Here is a 21,238-nt window from a genome sequence, read left to right as displayed (position 1 = left end):
GCGCGCCTCTTTTCGCGGAACTGCAGATAACGCGAAGGGCTGTTCACGGTTCCCCGCCATACGGATCAATCGAGGACGAGGCGCGACCCTTCCCTCCTGTACGCCAGCCCGGACCGGTCGAGAACAGCGGCGACGAGTCCGGCCGGGTCGTCCGAGCCCTGGTCCAGCAGGGTCTCGATGTCACGGCGCAGGGCGGGATCACCCGAGACCTTGTCGAGGGCGGACAGCCATTCCTCGCGGGTGAGCACGCCGTCGGCGCGGCTGGCGGCGATCAACGGTTGCAGGAAGTCGAACCAGTCCCCGCCTGTCGCCCGCTTCTGAACCGCCTCGGCCGCCATGGCGAAGACGGCGCCGCATGCATAGTGGGCCTTGAACTCGCCCCGGTCGCCCGAAGTCGCCACCGGCTCGTCGGCGAAGCCGATGCAGTCGTCCACGGCGGCTTGCAGCCGGCCCCGCCCGCCATAGGCGGGGTCCACCGTCTGCAGGGCCCTGATGGTCATCAGGTCCGCGCCGCCCTCGGTGATCCAGGAGTCGAGGGCGCTCTCGTAGTGGACGGTCTGGCCAAGCCAGAAATGCGCGCTCTCGTGGCCGATGAACCAGCGGGCCATGTTGCGCACGCCAGGCGTGGCCTCCAGCACGCCCTCGCCCTCGAAGGCCATGACCACCAGGCCCGGCAGCACGCTGCCGGCCATGCTCGTCTTCCCGGCGGTCGGACCGGTCCAGCTCATCATCACCGTGGGCGCGTCCGACCCGCCCGGTCCGAGGCGGGCGGCGTAATAGGCCGCGACGCGCGGGGCGTAGTCGGACAGTTCGGCGGCGATCCAGGCCGGCAGACCCGGGTCCACCACGGTCGAAACGGCCTCGCCGGGCCGGATGTCAGCCTCGCCGAACAGGATATAGGTTCCGCTCCTGGTCGAGTCCGGGTCGACCAGCCGCTGGCCTTGGGCCAGCACCGCCCCATCGGCGTCGCTCCAGGTCGTCCGCGTGGGCCCCACGGCGTCCACCATGGGCCCGAGGTCGCGCGGGAGGCTCGCGAGGGCATCCGCCGCCTCGAGAGGGATCAGGTGGAAGGCCTCGCTGTACCAGGCCACGGCCCCGGTCGAGAACGTCAGCACCGGATCATAGTTGGCCTGCAGATCGACAAAGCGCGGCTCCATGCGCAGCCGCACCCGCCGCGGCACGGGCGCGCCGTCGACCCCGCGCAGCACATCGCGCCCGCCGATGGTCTCCAGAACCGCGCCGGGGGTCTCGACGGTCCATTGATGGAGCCGCCAGCCGCGGCCGTCGGCCAGAGCCTCGGACTCGCCGAACACCCAGAGCGGCGCGTCGCGGTCGAGGGTGAGGTCGAGAGTCCAGGCGCCCCCCTCGTGGCGGACCACCGCGGCGGCCGGGGGCGGCGGCGTCCCGGTCTGCGCGGAAGCCGCGGTCGGCATCAGGAGCGCCAGCGCGGCGGCAAGTGAACGGATCATGGGGAGGCCCTCTCTGGTCCTCCGCCGTAGACACCTGGCCGAACAGTGTCAGCTTAAGCTTTCGTCAGGCTTGGGTCGGGTCGAGGGCGCGCGTCGCCGCCGCCAGTTCTCCGGCCATGACCGCCTTCAGCCGCTCGGGCGCGACGATGCGGACCTGGCCGCTCCAGCTGAACAGGTGCCAGGCGAGCTCGCGCATGCCCGAGGCGCGGAAGCGGACGATGACGCCGCCGTCCGGGCGGTCCTCGAGACTCTGGGTCGGGTGCCAGCGCCAGGCCCGGGCCTCCGCCGCGCCGTCGGGCGAGACTTCCAGAACCACGTCCTCGATCTCGTCCTGATAGATGCCGAACGACTGGCTGGCGAAGGCCTGCAGGTCGAAGTCCGCCGGCGGGGAGGCCACTCCCTCCTCCGCTCTTACCGCGCTCATCCGGTCGAGACGGAAGGTCTGGATGCGTCCGCTCTCGCGGTCGGCGGCGACCAGATAGTTGGCGCGCCCGAACATGACGCCGCAGGGCGCCACGCTGCGGCTGCGGGCCTCGGCCCCCGGGCGGCTGTAGATGAAGCCGAGGGGCCGCCCCGCCAATATCGCCTGCCGGATCTCGGCCAGCACCGCCTCGTCCGCAGAAGGCCGGGGTCCGGCCTGCACGGCGATGGTCTCGGCCCGCACCAGCGCCTCCAGATCGGGGGCCAGCCGGTTCAGCGTGGTCGAGCGCATGGCCGACTTCAGCTTGCGCTCCAGCCCCTCCAGCGCCGCCGCCCGCCCCGGTTCGCCGGTAGCCCTCAACCCCTGGGCCGCCTTGGTCAATTCGACCAGTTCCTCGGTCGTGGGGGCCTGTTCGAAGGCGGACAGGCCGCCGCGGATGCGCCAGCGCTTGTTCGGCGGGTCCGAGACCTCCTCCGTCTGGGGGAACAGCATGATCACCGCGTCGCGCAGCCGCTCGGCCGTGCGCCGGCCGACGTCGAGGTCGCGCTCGATCTCGCCCAGCGTCAGGCCCTCGGCGCTGGCGGCCATGCGCCGGGCGAGGTCGATGACCATGGCCGCCTTGTCGTGTCTCATGCCGTCACTGAAGCATACGTCCGATTTTGACGCAACGCTGTCTCATAGTCGAACCATCGACAGACACACCGCTTCAGGAGTTCTCTCATGGCCCGCCGTTTCGCCCCCACCGCCTCCATCGCCGCCTCCCGCTACCTGATCGTGCCGTGCGAGGCCGACGGCTGCGGCGACCTGGCCGTGATCTGGGACCGGCTCGAGGAACAGGTGATCGACGTCATCGACGCCCGCCTGTCCGCCCGCTACGCCGACGAGGACGCCCTGTGGGACGAGGCCCGGCCCGCGTTCGACCCGGCCGGAGACTTCCGCATGGCGGCGTGATCAGCCGGGATAGCGCTCGCGCATCCACGCCACCGAACTCGCCGCCATCTCGCGCAGCACGCCGAGGTCCACGTCGTCCAGCCGGTTGATGTAGAGACAGCCGCCGCCCGTCTTGTGCTTGCCGAGACGCGCCAGCTGATCGCCGAAATCCGCGAAGCCGCGCATGATGTAGAGCACCAGCTGCGCCTTGCGCGGCGAGAAGCCGATGACCGGCCAGTCGCCGGTCGGCCCGCGATAGCTGCCATAGCCGACGATCGACGGCCCCCACATCACAGGCTCCTCGCCCGTGACCTCGCTGAGCATGGCCCGCACCACCTCGGCGTCGGCGCGGCGTTGCGGATTCTCGACGGCGGCGATGAAGTCGGCGACCGGGACACCGGTCGGTCTGGTCTTGGGCTCCGCAGCCATGGTTCACCCCTTCTCACCTGCGCTCACAGCGCCTTCACGATCCCCTCGACCATCTTCTTAGCGTCGGCGAACAGCATCATGGTGTTGTCGCGGAAGAACAGCTCGTTCTCCACGCCAGCATAGCCGGAGCCCATGCCGCGCTTGATGAACAGCACCGTCCCGGCCTTCTCCACGTCCAGCACCGGCATGCCGAAGATGGGGCTCTTGGGATCTGTCTTGGCGGCGGGGTTGGTGACGTCGTTGGCGCCGATGACGAAGGCCACGTCACAGCTCGAGAACTCGGAGTTGATGTCCTCCAGCTCGAACACCTCGTCATAGGGCACATTGGCCTCGGCCAGCAGGACGTTCATGTGGCCGGGCATGCGGCCGGCGACGGGGTGGATGGCGTATTTCACCTCGACCCCCTCCTCCTTCAGCTTGTCGGCCATCTCGCGAAGCGCGTGCTGGGCCTGGGCCACGGCCATGCCGTAGCCGGGGACGATGATGACCTTCGAGGCGTTCTTCATGATGAAGGCCGCGTCCTCGGCCGAGCCCTGTTTGACCGGCCGGGTCTCGACCGCGCCGCCCGCGCCCGCGACCGCGTCACCGCCGCCGAAGCCGCCGAGGATCACGCTGACGAAGCTGCGGTTCATGCCCTTGCACATGATGTAGCTCAGGATCGCGCCCGAGCTGCCCACCAGCGCCCCGGTGATGATCAGGGCGATGTTCTCCAGCGTGAAGCCCAGCGCCGCCGCCGCCCAGCCGGAATAGGAGTTGAGCATCGACACCACCACCGGCATATCCGCCCCGCCGATGGGGATGATCAGGGTGGCGCCGAGGATCAGGGCGATGGCGAACACGCCCCAGAAGGCCCAGACCGCCGTCCCTCCCGAGGCGATCATCACCGCGATCAGGGCGATGAGCCCCAGACCCAGTCCGATGTTGATCAGGTGCCGCGCCGGCAGGATGATCGGCGCCCCGCTCATATTACCGTTCAGCTTGGCGAAGGCGATCACCGAGCCGGTGAAGGTCACCGCCCCGATGGCCACCCCGAGGCTCAGCTCGATGATCGAGATCGTCCTGATGCCGCTGGCGAGATCGAGCGGGTCGTTGAGGATGCCGAACGAGCCGGGTGCATAGACGGCCCCCACCGCCACCAGACAGGCCGCCATGCCGACGAGGCTGTGGAAGGCGGCGACCAGCTGGGGCATCTGGGTCATCTGCACCCGCGCCGCGATCAGGGCGCCGGCCCCGCCGCCGATCACAACGCCCCCGCCGATCAGCGCCACCGTCAAAGGATCGAGGTCGCCCGCGGACCACAGCGTCGCCAGCGTCACCCCGACGGCCAGCGCCATGCCGATCATGCCCAGGGTGTTGCCCCGCCGGCTCGTCTCCGGACTCGACAGCCCCCGCAGGCTGAGGATGAACAGGACGCCGGAGACCAGATAGGCCAGGGCCGCGATCGATGCGTTCATGCTGATCCTCTCAAGGGGGTCGTCGTCACAGGAACCCCACCGCCGCAGGGGTGGCCCGATCCCGGCTGGCGTCGGCGACGGTCTCGCCCGGCCGCGACACGCCGATGGCGACCGCGCCCCGGCCGCCGGTCTTCCACAGGTGGCAGTGGCCGATGTTCAGGGGCAGGCGTCCGGAGTCATCGCCCCGCCCGCTGCGTTCGAACCGGTTGATCCACGCCTTCTGCTCGTAGGCATTGCGGTAGTAGGTCACCGGGGGAAAGCGGCACTCGAGCCGCCAGGCCGCGCCTTCCGGGGCGGAGACGTGCCAGTGCATGCCCCCCTCGATGTTCGTGCCGACCCAGGTCTGCGCCGCGGACGCCCCGGCCAGGGCGAGCGGAAGGGCGAAGACGGCCGCGGCGATCCCCACCCGCGCCCCTTCCCTGTTTGGCCGGCGCACGGTCACCCTCCGCTCCCCGGCGGCGGGCAGGCCGTCCGCGCGAGCCGCCACAGGGCGGCGGCGATGAACAGCGGGCCGAGGAAGACCATGGCCCAGTCCAGCACGCCCATCTGCTTCTCCTGCGCTACGATACGCAGCAGGATCGACGAGAACAGCAGCACCACGCCGCAGTCCATGAAGCGCAGTTTGCGGACGGCGTCCTTCTCGCCCAGCCAGCTCCACAGCCACAGCGCCGCCCCGACCGCCGTGGCGACCCAGGACGCGCCGACCGCGAACTGCTGGATGTCGAAGATCACCGGGGTCGTTTCCTCGGCGCGAGGCGGCCCTGATGTACGGAGCGGATGCCGTTCATGACGAAGATCAGCCCGACCCCCAGCATGGCGAGGCCGAGAAACCACTCCTCCTTCACGCCGTAGTCGTACGCCTTCCACAGCCAGTAGAGGGTGATCAGCGGATAGATGATCGCCGCGATCGTCCGCTCGACGCGCTGCCGCTTCTCACCCTCCAGCCGGCCGCCGAAAATCAGGAAGCCGAACACCAGGATCAGGACGACCGGAAAGGCGAAAAGGAAGTACAGGTCGGCGAGCGGTATCAACGGGGTCGTTCCTTCTTGCGGTACATGGCCAGCATGCGTCGGGTGACCATGAAGCCCCCGAAGATGTTGACGCTGGCCAGGGTCACGGCGGCGACGCCGGCCCCCTTGGCGATCCAGCCGTCGTCGCCGCTGGCCGCCGCCGCCGCGATCAGTCCGCCGACCACGATCACCGACGAAATGGCGTTGGTCACCGCCATCAGCGGCGTGTGCAGGGCCGGCGTCACCGACCAGACGACGTAGTAGCCGACGAAGATCGCCAGCACGAAGATGGCGAGGCGGAAGATGGTGGGGTCGACGTGTTCCATCAGGCGTCCCTCCGTTGCTCGAGCCGCTCAAGCCGCTCGTCGACGCGCGCGATCAGCAAAAGTCCGATCGTGACCGTCAGACACAGCAACAGCGGAAACAGCGCGCCGAAAATGAGATTGCTGAAGACATAGGCGGGCGGCCGCGACGAGACCGTCAAGGCGCTCCACGGCAGGTTGATCAAGGTCAGGGCGACACCCCCCACACCAACGAGACAGGCGATGATGCGGGCGGTCAGTCTCAGACTGTTCATCCCTTCACCCCCTCATGCACCACGGCCCCGCCGTGGGTCACCGCCGCCGCCTTGAGGATTTCGTCCTCGAGATCGACCGCCAGCGCGCCGTCCTTGATCAGCAGGCCGACGAAGGCGCTCAGGTTGCGCGCATACAGGGCCGAGGCGTCGGCCGCGATCCGGCCCGGCATATTGGTCCAGCCGACGATCCGCACGCCGTTCGCCGTGGTCACGACCTCGCCCGCCTTCGCCCCCTCGACATTGCCGCCGTTGTCGATGGCCAGGTCGACCAGCACGCTGCCCGGCTTCATCGAGGCCACATGCGCCGCCGTGACCAGCCGCGGCGCCGGCCGCCCGGGGATCAGAGCGGTGGTGATGACGATGTCCTGTTTGACGATGTGCGACGCCGTCAGCTCGGCCTGTTTGGCCTGATACTCGGCCGACATCGGTTTGGCGTAGCCAGCGGCGGTCTCGGCGGCCTTGAACTCCTCGTCCTCGACGGCGACGAATTTGGCCCCGAGGCTCTCGACCTGCTCCTTGGAGGCCGGCCGCACGTCGGTGGCCGTGACCACCGCCCCCAGCCGCCGCGCCGTGGCGATGGCCTGCAGCCCGGCCACGCCCGCGCCCATGACAAAGACCTTGGCCGGGGCGACCGTGCCCGCCGCCGTCATCATCATCGGAAAGCCCTTGCCGAAGGCGTAGGCCGCCTCGATCACCGCGCGATAGCCGGCCAGATTGGCCTGGGAGGACAGGGCGTCCATCACCTGCGCCCGCGAAATCCGGGGTACGAACTCCATGGCGAAGGCGGTGACCCCGGCGCCAGCCAGCGCCGCCACCGTCTCCTTGTCCCGGTACGCATCCAGCAGGGCCACGACCACCGCGCCGGGCTTGAGCGCGCTGGTCTCCTGCGCCGTCGGCCCGCGCACCTTGAGCAGGACGTCGGCGCCCGACAGCACGGCCTTGATGTCCGGCTTCACCGCCGCGCCCGCCGCCGAATAGTCGGCATCCGGGATGGACGAGCCGGCGCCGGTCCCCGCCTCGACCGTCACGCTCGCCCCGAGGGCGATGAGCTTCTTCACCGTTTCCGGAGTGACGGCGCAGCGCGTCTCGCCGTCTCGGCGTTCGCGGGTCACGGCGATGGCGACAGCCAAGCGAATCCCTCCGTCATCTCTCGACGCGGGAACGTTAGGCTGATCGGGGACGGCCCGTCAAAGCGCCGTATCCTTCTCCCCCAGGGAGAAGGGAAGGATGTTCAGTGGGACTTCTTCTTGCCCGACCGGAGATAAAGTCCGCCGGCCACCAGCAGCACGAGCGCCGCGATCGCGCCGCCGATAAAGCTGCCGCCCGGCTGGAACCACAGGACCAGGAAGGAGAGCGTCGCCGCCGTCAGCAGCGAGCCCCATTTGGCCAGGTTGATGAACAGCGTGAACGTCGCCGACTGCTCGTCGATCTGCTGCGAGCCGCGAACGTAGTCGTCGTGCGCGTCGGAGGCGTGGTGCGGGTCGGCCATGGTCGGGTCCGGGAATCTGCGAGAGACGTTGGCGCCCTTATAGCGGCGCGGCGCGCGCGCTCAAGCGGGCGGCGACAATTCGCGCCGGCGGCTCAGTCCAGCGCCGCCAGCACGTCCCGGGTGAAGGCTATGTGGTCAAACCGCTTGCCGGCCGGATCCTCGCCGCGCCGGACGATGACGATATTCCGGCTGGGCACGATGATCACATACTGGCCGCGGTTGCCGTTGGCCGAGATGGCGTCCGCTGGGATGCCATCCGACTTGTCGAACAGCCAGAAGGTCGCGCCATAGCCCTGCTCGCCGCTGGGCTGCGGCCCGGAGGGACGGGAAACGTAGTCCCGCCAGCCCTCGGGCAGGATGCGCTCGCCGTTCAAGACGCCGTCGTCGACGTACAGCTGCCCGAAGCGAGCCAGATCCCGGGCGGTCGACCACACCTGGCTGGACAGCACATAGTTGCCGCGCCAGTCGGTCTCGGCGACCGTGTCGCTCATGCCCAGACGGCCAAAAAGTTCGGACGGCGGGTGAAGCCGGAAGGTCGGCGCGATGCTCAGCACCGCCAGCAGGGTGTCATTATTGGCGTAGCGGTAGCGGCTCCCCGGCGGCGCGATCAGCGGCCATGTCGTGGCCTGCTCATCCACCCCGACCCCGCCGAAATACAAGGCGTCGGTGCGATTGCCCGCCGTGTCGCTGGTCAGGCCCGAAGCCATGCGCATCAGATTGTCGAGGGTGATGGCGCCGCGCGGATCGCCCTCGCGGCCCCAGTCGGCGATTGCGGCGGGCGCGTTGACGTCCACCTCGCCGCGCTGGACCGCCGCGCCGATGATCGTCCCCGCCAGCGACTTGGCCACCGACCAGGTTCGTTGCGGCGTATCGACGTTGAAGCCTCTCGCATAGGCCTCTGCAATCAGTCCGCCGTTCTGCAGGACGACGACGGCGGTTGTGTTCACACCTTCGCCGTAGCGGTCCGCCAATGCGCCATCGACCGCCTGCGACAGGGCGGCGGCATCGCCATCGACCGGTCTCGGAAGCAAGTCGTTCCGGTTCTCCGCCGCAGGCTGCGGGGGCAGCCCGACGCTGATCGAACGCCAGCCGACTGGCATGATCTGGCAACCCCGTCCCGCGCTGTACAGGGCTGTCCGGGGCGGCATCGCCTCGTCCCAGCCGACCGAAACCCGCGTGGGCGCCACTTCCACCGGCATCTCGCGCACCAGCCCGTCGATCTCCGGGTAGACACCGAGCAGTTCATTGGCCTCGACGCTCTCCACCGTGCGCCCACCGCCCGCCGCTTCGGCGTTGTTCAGCGCCCCGCACACCATCAGCGCCTTGTAGCCCGCCGCCATGGCGCGCGTGGCGGGCGTCGGCTGCGCCGGCGGCGTCTGGGCGAAGGACGGCCCGGCGAGGGCGGCGACGGCGGCGGCGAGGATCAGGGTGCGCATGGCCGGAACGCTCGCCCGCCCGCGCGCCACCGTCAACTCAGACCAGCGCCTCGAACCGGTCGATCAAGCCTTCCAGCCGCTTCGTGCCGATGGTCCAGAAGGCCGGATCGCGCGGGTTCAGCCCGAACGGCGCCAGCGCCTCGACATAGCCCTTCGACCCGCCGCCCGCGAGCAGCTCGCGATACAGCGGCGTGAAGCCCGCCGGGTCCTTGGCCCGCGTCTCCATCAGCGCCGCGACCAGCAGGTCCCCGAAAGCGTAGGCGTAGACGTAGAAGGGCGAGTGGACGAAATGGCTGACATAGCTCCACCAGTGCTCATAGCCCGGGTTCAGCGTCACCGCCGGGCCCAGCGACCCGCCCATCTCCTCCATCCAGATCTCGCCGATCCGCCCGACCGGCAGCTCCCCCGCCGCCCGCTCGTCATGGAACCGCGTCTCGAAACGATGGAAGGCGATCTGGCGGATCACTGTGTTCAGCCCGTCCTCGATGCGCCCCGCCAGCAGACCGCGCTGCTCCGCCCTGGGCGCGGTCTTCAGCAGCCGGTCGAAGGTCAGGCCCTCGGCGAAGATCGACGCCGTCTCGGCCAGGGTCAGCGGCGTGTCGGCCAACAGGCTGCCCTGCCCCGCCGCCAGCGTCTGATGCACGCCATGCCCCAGTTCGTGCGCCAGGGTCAGCACGTCGCGCCGCTCGCCCATCCAGTTCAGGAACACATAGGGGTGGCGGTCCGAGGTCACCGGATGCGCGTATGCCCCCGACTGTTTCCCCGGCCGGGCCCGGCCGTCGATCCACGGCCGCTCGAAGAAGCCCCGCGCGCGGTCGGCGAACTCGCCGCCAAGGTCGCCGAAGCTCTCCAGCACCAGTTCGCGCCCCTGCGCCCAGTCGTAGCCGCGCGGTGCGCTGGTCTCGATCGGCGCGTTGCGGTCCCACTGGTCCAGCTTCGGCTTGCCCATGGCCCGGGCCTTGAGCGCATAATACCGGTGCGACAGCCGCGGATAGGCCGCGGCCACCGCCTCGGCCATGGCGTCGACGGCGTCGCCGTCCACCTCATTGGCCAGATGGCGGCTGTCGGCGGGTCGTTTGAACCCGCGCCACTTATCCTCCAGCGCCTTGTCGGCGGCCACGGTGTTGAGCACCAGGGCCATGGTCTGCACCCGCGCGCCGAGCGCCTCGTTCAGCCCCTCGGCCGCCGCCTTGCGCCGCGCCGCCCTCGGGTCCGACAGCCGGTTCAGCGCCTCGGCCAGGGTCAGTTCGTCCTTGCCGGCCCTGACCCTCATCGCCGCAAGGGTCTCGTCGAACAGGCGCGGCCACTGGGCGCTGATCGGGCCGCGCTCGGCAAGGAAGGTCTCCAGCTCGTGGCTGAGCTCGTGCGGCTTCATCGCCCGCACCCGGCGCAGCCACGGACGCCAGCGCGCGGCGGCGGGCCGGGCCGTCAGCGCCGCCTCGATCTCGCCCTCCTCCAGCTGGTTGATCTCCAGCGTCACCCAGACGGTGGGCGTGGCGATGGCGGTGATCTTCTCGCGCACCGTGGCCTCAAAGCCCTGGGCGCCCGCGTCGTTGCGGTCGGTGGAAGCGGCGAGGAAGGCGTAGGCCCCCAGCGCGCCCAGCAGGTCGGAGGCCTGTTCGTACAGGTTCACCGCCCGCTGAAGCCGCTCGCCCAGCGTCGCGGCGTCCGCCCGCGCCTCGACCAGGCGGCCCTGCAGGGCGTTGAGTTCGCCCACCAGGGTCCGGGCGCGTTCGAGATCGGCCTCGATGCGGGGATCCTCCCTCGAGGCGTACAGGTCGGTCAGGTCCCAGACGGGAGCCTCGGCGGGTTCGGCGGGGGTCTTGAAGGGCGCGTTCATGGCTTTCCTTGTGGGGATGCGGCCGGTCCGACGCAACGCCCGAAAGCCGCCAGACGCTCACCGCCGCGCCTGTCACATCGGCGAGGAAGGAGACACCGCATGAGCTTTCGCATCCATGGCCTGCCCCTGTCGCCGTTCCAGCCGCTGTTCAGGATGGACGACGACGCCCTGCTGGCGATCGGCGCCCGCCGCATGATCGCCGACGCGCCGCACGCCGCGCCATGCCGGGTCAGCCTCGCCGACGCCGCACCGGGCGAGCGGCTGATCCTGCTCAACCACCGCCACCTCGACGCGCCGGACAGCCCCTATCGCTCCGAGGGGCCGATCTTCGTGCGCGAGACGGCCGCCGTCGCCGCACCCGAGCTCGACGAGGTTCCCGACATGCTTGGCCGCCGCCTGCTGTCCATCAGGGCCTATGACGCCGACTGGATGATGACCGACGCCGACGTGGTCGAGGGTCGCGATCTGGCCGGCCGTCTCGAGGTCTGGTTCGCCGACCCCGCCGTGGCGCTGATCCACCTGCACACGGCCCGCAGGGGGTGCTTCATGGCCGCCGCCGGACGCGGCTGATCCCAAAGGCGCTACTTGCGTGTGGGAGCCACCGGGATTTCGCCGCGGATGGCGCCCTGCATGGCCTGCAGCTCGGCGGCGTCGCAGCCGTAGTGCTGGCACATCCGCGCGGCCATCTTGTCCATCAACTGCGGCATTACGGTCATCGCCGCCGCATTGGCCTCGGGCATGACGGTCATCGTTTTCTCGATGATGCTCTTGCCCATCTCGCTGTCGTAGAAGGCGATCATGGCCTCGAGCTCGGCCTCGGTGAAGGTGCGGGCGTAGATCGGCACCATGGCCTCGAGCATCTGCGGGATCATGTCGGTGGTCAGTTCGGCCGCCAGTTCGGCGATGAAGCGCCGGTCGGCGTCGGGCAGGCTGCGGGCGTTCGGATCGATCTCGGCCTGGGCCATGATCACCTGCCGAAGCGAGTCCTCGAACTGCTCCGTCATCGTCAGATTGATGTATCTGCGGGTCAGTTCCAGCTGGCGCGCCGAGGGCGCGGCGGCGGCCGGCTGCTGCCCATCCTGAGCCCATGCGGCCGGACCCGTCAGTACGGCGCCCAGCAGAGCCGCAGTTGCAAATACAATCTTCAAGCGCATGGCCGCCCCCCGTCTCGCCCCATAGTCTGCGACGACGCGGGCGAAGACAAGCGCGCTATGGGGCGAAGTTCGAGATCAGGGCCTTCAGGTCGGGCTCGTCGACTCGCCGGACCGCCTCGTCGCGCGACACCCAGACGCGCTCGCGCTCGTCACGCTCCTGCCAGTCGGGAAGCTCGGCGGTCACCTCCAGCCCGTAGACCGTGACCACGCACCAGCGCGGCGCGCGGCGCTTCAGCACCTTCAGATAGCGGAAGGTCCCCAGCGGCCGGTCATCGACCACGCCCTCGATCCCGGCCTCTTCCAGCGCCTCCTGCGCGGCGGCCTCGGCATCCGTCTTTCCGGACATGCGGCCGCCCTTGGGCGTGACCCAGCGCCGCGTCTCGCGCGAGGTGACGAGCAGTATCTCGACACCGTCGGGGCCACACCGCCAGGGCAGGGCCGCGACCTGCCGCCGTTCGGCCTGTTCGTCGCGGGCGGGGGGCTGGGCCATCAGGTCAGGAAAGCTCCGCCGATCCAGAAGAACAGGGCGCCGATGGCGGCGGCGGCGGGCATGGTGATGAACCAGGCGGTCACGATGCTGCGCGCGACGCCCCAGCGCACCGCCGAGGCCCGCCGCGCCGCGCCGACGCCGACGATGGCCCCGGTGATGGTGTGGGTGGTCGAGACCGGAATGCCCATGCCGGTGGCCATGAACAGGGTGATCGCCCCGCCCGTCTCGGCGCAGAAGCCCTGCTGCGGGCTAAGCCGCGTGATCCTCGAGCCCATGGTGTGGACGATGCGCCAGCCGCCGAACAGGGTGCCCAGCGCGATCGCCGCCTGGCAGGTGATGACAACCCAGAACGGCACGCCGAACTCCGTGCCCGCCGGCGCGCGCGAGAACAGCAGCACGGCGATGATGCCCATGGTCTTCTGCGCGTCGTTGCCGCCATGCCCAAGCGAATAGGCCGAGGCCGAGACGAACTGCGCCCGCCGGAACACCCTGTCCGCCGTCGACGGATTCACCTTCACAAAGGTCCAAGACACGATCAGGACCAGCACGAGGGCCAGGCTGAAGCCCACGGCCGGCGACAGGAAGATGGCGCTGACGGTCTTGGTCACCCCGGCCACGACGATGGCCCCCGTCCCGGCCTTGGCCACTCCCGCGCCCAGCAAACCGCCGATCAGGGCATGGGAGCTCGACGACGGAATGCCGGCCAGCCAGGTGATGACGTTCCAGCTGATCGCCCCCATCAGGGCGCCGAAGATCACCTGGTCCGAGATGATCGCCGGGTCGATGATCCCCTTCCCGATGGTGTCGGCGACGTGCAGCCCGAAGAACAGAAAGGCGATGAAGTTGAAGAAGGCGGCCCAGCCCACGGCATACATCGGCGGCAGGACGCGGGTCGCCACGATGGTGGCGATCGAATTGGCGGCGTCGTGCAGGCCGTTCAGGAAGTCGAACAGCAGGGCGACGCCGATCAGGAAGATCAGGATCAGGAGGGCGGCGTCCATCGTCGCCCCCTACAGATGCTCGACCAGGACGCCGTTGATGCGGTTGGCCACATCCTCGAAGCGGTCGACGACCTTCTCGAGATGCTCGTAGACCTTGGCGCCGATTACGAAGGCGAGAGCGTCTCCGTCGCCGTTGCGGCCCTTGTGGGCGGTGTACAGCGCCTTCATGCCGTCGTCGTAGAGGTCGTCGCTCTGGCTCTCCAGCCGGGCGATCCGCTCGGTCAGTTCGTTGAGGCGGGCGTGGTTCTTGCGCATGGTCGGCAACAGGCCGACCGCTTCCACCGTCAGGGCGCCGGCCTGGACCGCGATGTCCGCCAACTGGCGCATATGCGGCTCGAAGGTGCGAATTTCGTACAGGGTGATGACCTTGGCGGTCTTCTGCATCTGGTCGACCGTGTCGTCGAGCGAGTTGGTCAGGCCGCGGATGTCGGACCGGTCGAACGGGGTGATGAAGCTGCGCCGCACGGCGAACAGCACCTCGCGGGCGACCTCGTCCGCCTCGTGCTCGTGATCGACGATCTTCTGGCACCAGTGCGGCGTCTCGTCCCCACCCTCCAGCGCGTTGCGCAGGGCGTCGGCGCCCCTGACCAGCGTCGCCGCATGGGCGTCGAACAGGCGGAAGAAATTGTCTTCCTTGGGCAGCAGCGCCTGAAACCAGCCCAGCATCGGCGAATCTCCCGCAGAATTCCGTGAGCGGTCACTCCCGCGTCCACACGGGTGCGTCAACCCGTCAGGGGGCGGACGGTTCTGATGGAGGTCAGCGAAACCCTTTCCGCGCCGTCTCCCCGGCCGCGGAACAGTCGAAGCGCAGGCAGAATTTCTCGCCCACGGCGGCCATGCGTTCCGTCAGATGCGGCATCATCGCCTGCTCCATGGACAGGCCGATCTCGGCTTCCTTGCTGATGATCGAGCGCCCGATCGGCGTGTCGTAGAAGGCGATCAGGGCGTCCAGCTCGCCGGCCGTGAACTGGTCGGCCACGTCGTCGCGCATTTCGGCGACGACCACATCCATGACGTCCTCGTACATGTCGACCATGGCTTCGGTCAGCCAGGCGCGCTGGTCGTCCGGAATGGAGCCGTCGCCGTAGAATTCGTCCAGCTGCTCGCGCACCACCTTCGCCATTCCGGAGCCCTGGGCGAGCTCCAGATAGCGGTCAGCCCGCTGCAGCTGGGCCTGGCGGGCGGCGTCCGGCGCCTCCTGGGCGGCCGCCGGCGCCGCCGAAACGGCGAGCACGGCGGCGATGATGGCGAGAACCCGCATGACCCTTCCCCTCCGATTTCCCATCCTCGCCGCCGGAATCCGCGGGCGCAAACGAAAACGGCGGCGGAGATCGCTCTCCGCCGCCGCCGTCGTTTCGATGTTCAGACCGTCAGACGTTCAGCGACGCCGGATCGACCTTGAAGCCCGGTCCCATCGTCGAGGACAGGGTGATGCGCTTGATGTAGGTGCCCTTGGCGCCGGCCGGACGGGCCTTGCTGAGCGCGTCGACATAGGCCTTCACGTTGGCTTCGAGGGCTTCCTGGGTGAAGGAGGCCTTGCCGATGCCGCCGTGGGCGATGCCGGCCTTCTCGACGCGGAACTCGACCGCGCCGCCCTTGGCGTCCTTGACCGCTTGCGCGACGTTCGGGGTCACGGTGCCGACCTTGGGGTTCGGCATCAGGCCGCGCGGGCCCAGCACCTTACCCAGACGGCCGACCAGGGCCATCATGTCCGGCGACGCGATGACGCGGTCGAAGTCCATGAAGCCGCCGTTGATCTTCTCGTACAGATCCTCGGCGCCCACGACGTCGGCGCCGGCCGCGAGGGCCTCGGCGGCCTTGGCGTCCTTGGCGAAGACGGCGACGCGGACGTCACGGCCCGTGCCCGACGGCAGGTTGACCACGCCGCGGACCTGCTGGTCGGCGTGACGCGGGTCGACGCCCAGGTTGACGGCGATCTCGATCGACTCGTCGAACTTGGCCGAGGCGTTGGACTTCACCGCCGCGATGGCGTCGGTGAACGGCAGCGGCGTGGTGACGTCGCCGGTGCGGGCCTTGAAGCGCTTGGTTTGCTTGGCCATGTGCTTAGCCCTCCACGACGTTGAGGCCCATGGCGCGAGCCGAGCCTTCGATGATCTTGGTCGCCGCGTCCAGGTCGTTGGCGTTCAGATCCTTCATCTTCTTTTCGGCGATCTCGCGCAGCTGGCCGCGCGTGATCTTGCCGGCCACTTCGCGGCCCGTCATCTTCGAGCCCGAGGTGATGCCGGCCGCCTGCTTGATGTAGTGGGTGGCCGGCGGGGTCTTGGTGACGAAGGTGAAGCTCTTGTCCTGATAGACGGTGATCACCGTCGGCAGGGGCGTGCCCTTCACTTCCTTCTCGGTGCGCGCGTTGAACTCCTTGACGAAGCCCATGATGTTGACGCCGCGCTGACCCAGGGCCGGGCCGATCGGGGGCGACGGCGTGGCGTTGCCGGCCGGCACCTGCAGCTTGATGTAGCCGAGAATCTTCTTGGCCATTGGTCTCTCCTTACAGTGGTCCCGAACTCAATCGCGACCGGTGAGCCGTGGTCGTGGCATGGCTGCCTCCCACGGATTTATGCGGGCGAACCCGCACCGCCCCTCAGAGCGAGGCGCGCGTGTAGCGGATACCGGGCCGAAAAGCAAACGTCAGCGAGCCTGGTCGACGGCTCTCAACCTGACCTTCGTCCCGTCCGGCAGATGATCGATCTGTTGAGCTGTCGTCCCTGTAGACCGGATCAATTCCACGCTGTCGATTATCGCCAGATTGGAGTCGTCATACGCGCCGCCGAACACGGCGGGCACCTTCAGACAGTATGATTGTCCGCCCGATAGCGGCCCGAGCGCGGACCGGGCCAGGTCCAAAAGGGCCGTCATCGCCCAATCCCTCTCAAACGCAGGGTGGGAGCGGACCGTCTCGTAGTCGGCCAGCGTTTCCGCGAGCGGAAACGCTTCGAGTTCTTCAGGGATGATGCGCCAGACCTGGTCTGACGACGATCGGACCAGCAGATTCCCGAAGGCGTTGAAGCCCAGTACCTCGACCGGGTCGAAGCCTTTCCACGCCCAATGGTCGCGAACGGCTTCGAGCAAGGTCACCGATCTGGCCCTAGGAAGCGCTCTTCTCGACCTGGCTGTATTCCAGATCCACCGGGGTCGGGCGGCCGAAGATGGACACGGCCACGCGCAGGCGGGCGTTGTCCTCGTCGACGCTCTCGACCTGGCCGTCGAAGCTGGCGAACGGGCCGTCGATGACCTTGACGGTCTCGCCGATGTCGAAGCGGATGGTGGGCTTCGGACGTTCGACGCCCTCTTCCACGGCGCCGATGATGTTCTGGACCTCACGCTCCGAGACCGGCAGCGGCTTGGTGCCGCCGGCGGCGCCGAGGAAGCCCGTGACCTTCGGCGTGTTCTTGACCAGGTGATAGGCGTCGTCGGTCATCTCCATCTTCACCAGCACATAGCCGGGGAAGAATTTGCGCTCGGAGTTCACCTTCCGGCCGCGGCGGATCTCGACCACGTCCTCGGTCGGCACGAGGATTTCAGAGAAACAGTCCTCCAGCCCCTGCTGGCGCGCCTGGTCCTGCAGGTGCTGGGCGACCTTCTTCTCGAAGTTCGAATAGGCGTGGACGATGTACCACTTGTGGCGCGGATTGGCGGCGGGCTTCGGAGCGGGAGCGGCGTCAGTCATGGGCGGGTCTCTTACTGGCCGATGGCCAGGATGAAGCGCGAGGCGAAGGCCAGGCCGGTGTCCACCAGGAAGAAGAACGTGGAGGCCAGCACGACCATGATGAAGACCATCACCGAGGTGATCCAGGTCTCCTTGCGGCTCGGCCAAACGATCTTGCGGCCTTCGGCGCGGACCTGGCTCAGGAACTGCGGGACCGAGACGCGCGGCTTCTTCGGCGCGTCGGCCGCGACGGCGGCCCCGGCGATCGCGGGCTGGGCGGTCTGCGGGCGGCGCCCGGGAGTCTTGGCCTTGGCCATCATTGATCCGTCAAAGAATTGTTCCTGCCGCCCCCAGATAGGGGCTCCCATCCGGCGGCGACAGGGGAAATGGCAGGAGTTGGGGGACTCGAACCCACGACCCCCGGTTTTGGAGACCGGTGCTCTACCAGCTGAGCTAAACTCCTGGAGCAAACGACAGCACGCCCCGAAGGACGGATGTGATCGCCAGACCGGGGCGTATGCCCCACGCCGCCGGGGTTTTCAAGGGCGGAACGGTCAATCCTCGTGGTGGGCGGCCACGGCGCTCGCCTCGTCCTCGCGCCTGATCACCTGGCGGAACAGCAGCTTGTCGATGCGCCGGTCGTCCATGTCGATGATCTCGACCTCGAATCGGCCAAGCTGCAGGATCTCGCCCTCGTCCGGGACCCGCGACAGCTGGTGCAGCACCAGGCCGGCGACGGTGTGGAAACCCTCGGCCTCGCCGAAATCCTCGCCCAGGGCGTCGGCCAGTTCCTCGATGTCGGCCTGGCCGTCGACCATCCAGCTGCCGTCCTCGCGCTGGCGGATATAGGCCTCTTCCTCGTCGTGGCCCTCGTCGAAGTCGCCGGCGATCATCTCCAGCAGGTCGGTCGCCGTCACCACGCCCTCGAAGGCGCCGAACTCGTCGACCAGGAAGGCCATGTGGACCTTGGACGCCTTCAGTATCTCCAGCGCCTTCAGCACCGAGGTCGACTGCGGGATGAAGGCCGGCGTCTGCACCAGCCGCTCGACGTTGAACTCGCCATTGTCCAGCAGGCTGTCCAGCAGGTCCTTCTTGTGGACCACGCCCAGCGGATTATCGACGTCGTTCTCGCGCGCCACCACGATGCGCGAATAGGGGCAGGTGCGGATCTCCTGGCGCAGCTGCTCCTCGCTGTCGTCGAGGGCGATCCAGAACACCTCGTGACGCGGCGTCATGGCCACCCGGATCGGCCGGTCGCCGAGGCGCAGGATCTCCTCGATCATCTCCTGCTCCTCGGGCTCGATCAGGCCCGAGGCCGTGCCCTCGGCGATCATGGTCTCGACCTCTTCCTGGGTGACATCCGAACCGTCGCGGTCCTTGACGCCCATGACCTTGAGGATGGCCGAGGTCGATACCGTCAGCACCACCACGAAAGGCTTGAGCACCGTGGCCACGGTCGAGATCGGGGCCGCCATCTTGGAGGCGATGGGCTCGGGGAAGATCAGCGCCAGCCGCTTGGGCACCAGTTCGCCGATGATCACCGAGATGTAGGTGATGAAGATGATGACCAGGGTGGTCGAAATGACCTGGTTCCAGTGGCCGAGCGCCGGAAATGCGTCATTGAAGATCCGGGTCAGCTCGCCGGCGATCGACGCCTGGCCATAGGCGCCCGCGGCGATGCCGATCAGGGTGATGCCGACCTGCACGGCCGACAGGAAATGCGTCGGCTCCTCGGCCAGCTTCAGCGCCGCCCGGGCCCCGCGGTCGCCGCGTTCGGCGCGGCTCTGCAGCTTGGATTTTCGGGAGGAGACGACCGCGAGTTCGGTCATGGAGAACAGGCCGTTCAGCACCACGAGCAGCAGTACGACGGCGATGGCGATGGCTAACATCTAGGGGGAGCGAGACCGGCGCGGCGCGACAGTCGGCGTCCGCGCGGCGAATGATAGGGGGGAATTGCCCCCTCCGCCACGATTTCCTTCGCGGTCAGCGCGTGCGGCCCGCCTCGACGCCGCCGTAGGGCCCGGGCGTCGCGCCGTCGTCAGGCCCGAGGGCGGCGCAGGCCGACATCCCGATCAGTGTGCCGATGAACAGGCCGGTCCGGAGCGCGCGCCGCATGGTTACTCAATCCCTAACATCCGTGATCCGAACGTAGGGACCGCTTTCGGGTTGCAGGCAACGGGCTGCGCCCCGCGGTTGCGGGTTAACCGCGCCGCGCCCCTGACAGGCGAACCTCGCCGCTTGACGCACCGGCCGCGGGGCGCATCCTGCGGTCCGGAGAGGGAGGGGCCGGTGAGACTGACCCGACGCAGCCTGCTCGCCGGTTTCGGCGCCGCCGCCGTGAGCGGCTGCGGCGCGCGCGCGGTCTCCGAGCCGGACGTGGTGGTGATCGGCGCCGGGTCGGCCGGCATCGCCGCCGCCCTGACGGCGCGGGCCGCCGGCCTCGACGTCGTGGTGCTCGAGGCGATGGACCGTATCGGCGGCCGGGCCTTCACCGACACCGCCACCTTCGGCTCGCCCTTCGACGTCGGCTGCGCCTGGCTGCACAAGGCCGACGACAATCCGTACGCCGACTACGCCCGCGCCCAGGGCTTCACCCTGCGGGCCCACGAATACGACCTCGAGAAGGTCTGGCTCGGGCCCCGCCCCGCGCCGGCCCATCTGGTCAACGCCGCTGAAGAGGCGATGAGCGAGGCCATAGCCGGCGCCCCCGCCGACGTCGCCGCCTCCACCGTCGTCGACCTCGCCGCCCCGGTGGACGAGGCGGCCGGAGACTATCTCGGCGCGCTCGACATGGCCGTCGACCTCGACGAGCTGTCGACCTTCGACTACGCCAACGCCGACGACCTCGCCCCCAACCTCCTCTGCGCGCAGGGTTTCGGGGCCATCGTGGCCCATCGCGGCCGGGGCCTGCCGGTGCGGCTGAACACGCCCGTCCGCCATGTCCGCTGGGACGGTCCCGGCGCGACGGTCGAGACCGACGCCGGCTCGATCCACGCCCGCGCCGTCATCGTCACCGCCTCGACGGGCGTGCTGGCCTCGGGCGCGATCCGCTTCACCCCCGACCTGCCGGTCGCCACCCGGGACGCCATCGCCGACATCCCCATGGGCATGCTGGCCAAGATTCCGCTGCAGATCCGCGGCCAGCGCTTCGGCCTGGAGCCCTTCACCGACGTCCTGCTGGCCCGGCGCGGACGGCGCGACCTGTATTTCCTCAGCTTTCCCTTCGCCACGGACCTGATGGTCGGTTTCGTCGGCGGCGACCTGGGCTGGGAGCTGTCCGCGGCGGGCGAGGCGGCGGCCATCGATTTCGCCACCCAGGGGCTGGTCGAGATGTTCGGCTCGAACGCCGCCGCCGCCGTGGTCAGGGGCGGGCTGACGCCCTGGGCCTCCAATCCATGGACGCGCGGCGCCTACGCCGCCGCCAGCCCGGGCCGCTACGCCGCGCGGGAGGCGCTGGCCCGCCCGGTCGGCGACCGCATCTTCTTCGCCGGCGAGGCCCTCGCCGGCGGCCTGATCCAGACCTGCGGCGGCGCCTACCGCTCGGGCGAGGCGGCGGCGCGGGCCGTCCGCGCCGTTCTGGCCTGAGGCGCAGCAAAACGGCCCCCGGAGTGTCCTCCGGGGGCCGCCTTGTCTTGTCGGCCTGTGCTCGCCTCGCGGAGGCTCGCGGCTTGAGGCCCGAAGGCGCGCCCAAGGAGCGAGCGACCGCGTCGCGAGCGTCAGCGCACCGGGTTGATTACTCGGTGATCTTGGAGACCACGCCGGCGCCGACCGTGCGGCCGCCTTCGCGGATGGCGAAGCGGAGCTTCTCTTCCATGGCGATCGGGGTGATCAGCTCGACGTTCAGCTCGGCGTTGTCGCCGGGCATGATCATCTC

The 21,238-nt window shown here is 69.1% G+C and carries 28 protein-coding genes, 1 tRNA gene and 1 pseudogene; 3 read left to right on the top strand and 27 right to left on the bottom strand.

Features of this window, described 5'->3' with window-relative positions; translation table 11 throughout:
* Positions 1–65: 65 nt before the first annotated feature.
* Both VEA62_RS06710 and VEA62_RS06705 read right to left on the bottom strand, forming a co-directional pair.
* Positions 66–1,469: a hypothetical protein gene (locus tag VEA62_RS06710; RefSeq protein ID WP_324819879.1), complete on the bottom strand. Its 1,404-nt coding sequence runs from the start codon at positions 1,467–1,469 to the stop codon at positions 66–68.
* Between the two features lie 64 nt (positions 1,470–1,533).
* Positions 1,534–2,523: a WYL domain-containing protein gene (locus tag VEA62_RS06705; protein WP_324819877.1), complete on the bottom strand. Its 990-nt coding sequence runs from the start codon at positions 2,521–2,523 to the stop codon at positions 1,534–1,536.
* Positions 2,524–2,610: 87 nt separating this feature from the next.
* Here VEA62_RS06705 and VEA62_RS06700 point away from each other — a divergent pair, with 87 nt between their 5' ends.
* Positions 2,611–2,841, top strand: coding sequence for a hypothetical protein (locus VEA62_RS06700; protein ID WP_324819875.1), 231 nt, complete (start codon positions 2,611–2,613; stop codon positions 2,839–2,841).
* Here VEA62_RS06700 and VEA62_RS06695 read toward each other — a convergent pair whose 3' ends face one another.
* From VEA62_RS06695 to VEA62_RS06645, 11 genes are all read right to left on the bottom strand, one after another.
* Positions 2,842–3,249 (bottom strand): DUF1801 domain-containing protein, encoded by a 408-nt coding sequence (locus tag VEA62_RS06695; protein ID WP_324819873.1) that lies wholly within the window; start codon positions 3,247–3,249, stop codon positions 2,842–2,844.
* A 23-nt stretch (positions 3,250–3,272) separates the two neighbouring features.
* A complete protein-coding gene (locus VEA62_RS06690) occupies positions 3,273–4,703 on the bottom strand; it encodes an NAD(P)(+) transhydrogenase (Re/Si-specific) subunit beta (protein ID WP_324819871.1) in 1,431 nt (476 codons plus the stop codon).
* A gap of 25 nt (positions 4,704–4,728) precedes the next feature.
* A complete protein-coding gene (locus VEA62_RS06685; protein WP_324819869.1) occupies positions 4,729–5,139 on the bottom strand; it encodes a hypothetical protein in 411 nt (136 codons plus the stop codon).
* 2 nt (positions 5,140–5,141) lie between these two features.
* Positions 5,142–5,435 carry a hypothetical protein gene (locus tag VEA62_RS06680; RefSeq protein ID WP_324819867.1) on the bottom strand — a complete coding sequence of 98 codons (294 nt, stop codon included), beginning with the start codon at positions 5,433–5,435 and terminating at the stop codon, positions 5,142–5,144.
* Positions 5,432–5,734 (bottom strand): hypothetical protein, encoded by a 303-nt coding sequence (locus VEA62_RS06675; protein WP_324819864.1) that lies wholly within the window; start codon positions 5,732–5,734, stop codon positions 5,432–5,434. Before VEA62_RS06675 ends, VEA62_RS06680 begins: the two co-directional genes overlap by 4 nt.
* Positions 5,731–6,039 (bottom strand): NAD(P) transhydrogenase subunit alpha, encoded by a 309-nt coding sequence (locus VEA62_RS06670; RefSeq protein WP_324819862.1) that lies wholly within the window; start codon positions 6,037–6,039, stop codon positions 5,731–5,733. The genes VEA62_RS06675 and VEA62_RS06670 overlap by 4 nt, the downstream gene beginning before the upstream one ends.
* Positions 6,039–6,290, bottom strand: a complete 252-nt coding sequence (locus VEA62_RS06665; protein ID WP_324819860.1) for a hypothetical protein — start codon at positions 6,288–6,290, stop codon at positions 6,039–6,041. Before VEA62_RS06665 ends, VEA62_RS06670 begins: the two co-directional genes overlap by 1 nt.
* Complete coding sequence (locus VEA62_RS06660; RefSeq protein ID WP_324819858.1) at positions 6,287–7,420, bottom strand: Re/Si-specific NAD(P)(+) transhydrogenase subunit alpha; 1,134 nt, start codon at positions 7,418–7,420, stop codon at positions 6,287–6,289. The genes VEA62_RS06665 and VEA62_RS06660 overlap by 4 nt, the downstream gene beginning before the upstream one ends.
* A 101-nt stretch (positions 7,421–7,521) precedes the next feature.
* On the bottom strand, positions 7,522–7,779 hold the full coding sequence (locus VEA62_RS06655) for an aa3-type cytochrome c oxidase subunit IV (RefSeq protein WP_324819856.1): 258 nt from the start codon (positions 7,777–7,779) through the stop codon (positions 7,522–7,524).
* A 92-nt stretch (positions 7,780–7,871) separates the two neighbouring features.
* The gene (locus tag VEA62_RS06650; RefSeq protein ID WP_324819854.1) at positions 7,872–9,215 is read right to left on the bottom strand and encodes a serine hydrolase; all 1,344 of its coding nucleotides are present in this window, start codon (positions 9,213–9,215) and stop codon (positions 7,872–7,874) included.
* A gap of 37 nt (positions 9,216–9,252) precedes the next feature.
* On the bottom strand, positions 9,253–11,055 hold the full coding sequence (locus VEA62_RS06645) for a M3 family oligoendopeptidase (RefSeq protein WP_324819852.1): 1,803 nt from the start codon (positions 11,053–11,055) through the stop codon (positions 9,253–9,255).
* A gap of 99 nt (positions 11,056–11,154) precedes the next feature.
* On the opposite strand from VEA62_RS06645, the gene VEA62_RS06640 reads away from it, so the two are divergent.
* Positions 11,155–11,625 (top strand): DUF1203 domain-containing protein, encoded by a 471-nt coding sequence (locus VEA62_RS06640; protein WP_324819850.1) that lies wholly within the window; start codon positions 11,155–11,157, stop codon positions 11,623–11,625.
* 11 nt (positions 11,626–11,636) lie between these two features.
* On the opposite strand, the gene VEA62_RS06635 is transcribed toward VEA62_RS06640, so the two are convergent.
* The 13 genes from VEA62_RS06635 to VEA62_RS06575 all read right to left on the bottom strand — a co-directional run bounded on the left by VEA62_RS06635 (position 11,637) and on the right by VEA62_RS06575 (position 19,479).
* The gene (locus tag VEA62_RS06635; RefSeq protein WP_324819848.1) at positions 11,637–12,209 is read right to left on the bottom strand and encodes a DUF2059 domain-containing protein; all 573 of its coding nucleotides are present in this window, start codon (positions 12,207–12,209) and stop codon (positions 11,637–11,639) included.
* Positions 12,210–12,264: 55 nt separating this feature from the next.
* A complete protein-coding gene (locus VEA62_RS06630) occupies positions 12,265–12,699 on the bottom strand; it encodes an NUDIX hydrolase (RefSeq protein ID WP_324819846.1) in 435 nt (144 codons plus the stop codon).
* On the bottom strand, positions 12,699–13,700 hold the full coding sequence (locus VEA62_RS06625) for an inorganic phosphate transporter (RefSeq protein WP_324819844.1): 1,002 nt from the start codon (positions 13,698–13,700) through the stop codon (positions 12,699–12,701). Before VEA62_RS06625 ends, VEA62_RS06630 begins: the two co-directional genes overlap by 1 nt.
* A 9-nt stretch (positions 13,701–13,709) precedes the next feature.
* On the bottom strand, positions 13,710–14,366 hold the full coding sequence (locus tag VEA62_RS06620) for a DUF47 domain-containing protein (RefSeq protein WP_324819842.1): 657 nt from the start codon (positions 14,364–14,366) through the stop codon (positions 13,710–13,712).
* A 91-nt stretch (positions 14,367–14,457) separates the two neighbouring features.
* The gene (locus VEA62_RS06615; RefSeq protein WP_324819840.1) at positions 14,458–14,961 is read right to left on the bottom strand and encodes a DUF2059 domain-containing protein; all 504 of its coding nucleotides are present in this window, start codon (positions 14,959–14,961) and stop codon (positions 14,458–14,460) included.
* Positions 14,962–15,070: 109 nt separating this feature from the next.
* Positions 15,071–15,760, bottom strand: coding sequence for a 50S ribosomal protein L1 (gene rplA / locus VEA62_RS06610; protein WP_324819838.1), 690 nt, complete (start codon positions 15,758–15,760; stop codon positions 15,071–15,073).
* A gap of 4 nt (positions 15,761–15,764) precedes the next feature.
* A complete protein-coding gene (gene rplK / locus VEA62_RS06605; protein WP_324777633.1) occupies positions 15,765–16,196 on the bottom strand; it encodes a 50S ribosomal protein L11 in 432 nt (143 codons plus the stop codon).
* 150 nt (positions 16,197–16,346) lie between these two features.
* Positions 16,347–16,793 carry a T6SS immunity protein Tdi1 domain-containing protein gene (locus VEA62_RS06600; protein WP_324819836.1) on the bottom strand — a complete coding sequence of 149 codons (447 nt, stop codon included), beginning with the start codon at positions 16,791–16,793 and terminating at the stop codon, positions 16,347–16,349.
* 10 nt (positions 16,794–16,803) lie between these two features.
* Entirely contained in the window at positions 16,804–17,385 is a 582-nt protein-coding gene (nusG, locus tag VEA62_RS06595; RefSeq protein ID WP_324819834.1) for a transcription termination/antitermination protein NusG, read from the bottom strand.
* Between the two features lie 11 nt (positions 17,386–17,396).
* Positions 17,397–17,681, bottom strand: coding sequence for a preprotein translocase subunit SecE (gene secE / locus VEA62_RS06590; RefSeq protein ID WP_324819832.1), 285 nt, complete (start codon positions 17,679–17,681; stop codon positions 17,397–17,399).
* Between the two features lie 70 nt (positions 17,682–17,751).
* Positions 17,752–17,827, bottom strand: a tRNA-Trp gene (locus tag VEA62_RS06585).
* Positions 17,828–17,918: 91 nt separating this feature from the next.
* Complete coding sequence (locus VEA62_RS06580; RefSeq protein ID WP_324819830.1) at positions 17,919–19,253, bottom strand: hemolysin family protein; 1,335 nt, start codon at positions 19,251–19,253, stop codon at positions 17,919–17,921.
* Between the two features lie 94 nt (positions 19,254–19,347).
* A complete protein-coding gene (locus VEA62_RS06575; RefSeq protein WP_324819828.1) occupies positions 19,348–19,479 on the bottom strand; it encodes a hypothetical protein in 132 nt (43 codons plus the stop codon).
* Positions 19,480–19,653: 174 nt separating this feature from the next.
* Here VEA62_RS06575 and VEA62_RS06570 point away from each other — a divergent pair, with 174 nt between their 5' ends.
* Positions 19,654–20,949: an NAD(P)/FAD-dependent oxidoreductase gene (locus tag VEA62_RS06570; protein WP_324819826.1), complete on the top strand. Its 1,296-nt coding sequence runs from the start codon at positions 19,654–19,656 to the stop codon at positions 20,947–20,949.
* A gap of 148 nt (positions 20,950–21,097) precedes the next feature.
* Here the strand turns inward: VEA62_RS06570 and tuf are convergent.
* Positions 21,098–21,238: pseudogene (gene tuf, locus VEA62_RS06565) on the bottom strand (elongation factor Tu); the annotation flags it as partial.

Source organism: Brevundimonas sp. (assembly GCF_035627475.1).
Lineage (GTDB): Bacteria > Pseudomonadota > Alphaproteobacteria > Caulobacterales > Caulobacteraceae > Brevundimonas.
This window is presented reverse-complemented; position numbering and strand designations above follow the sequence as displayed.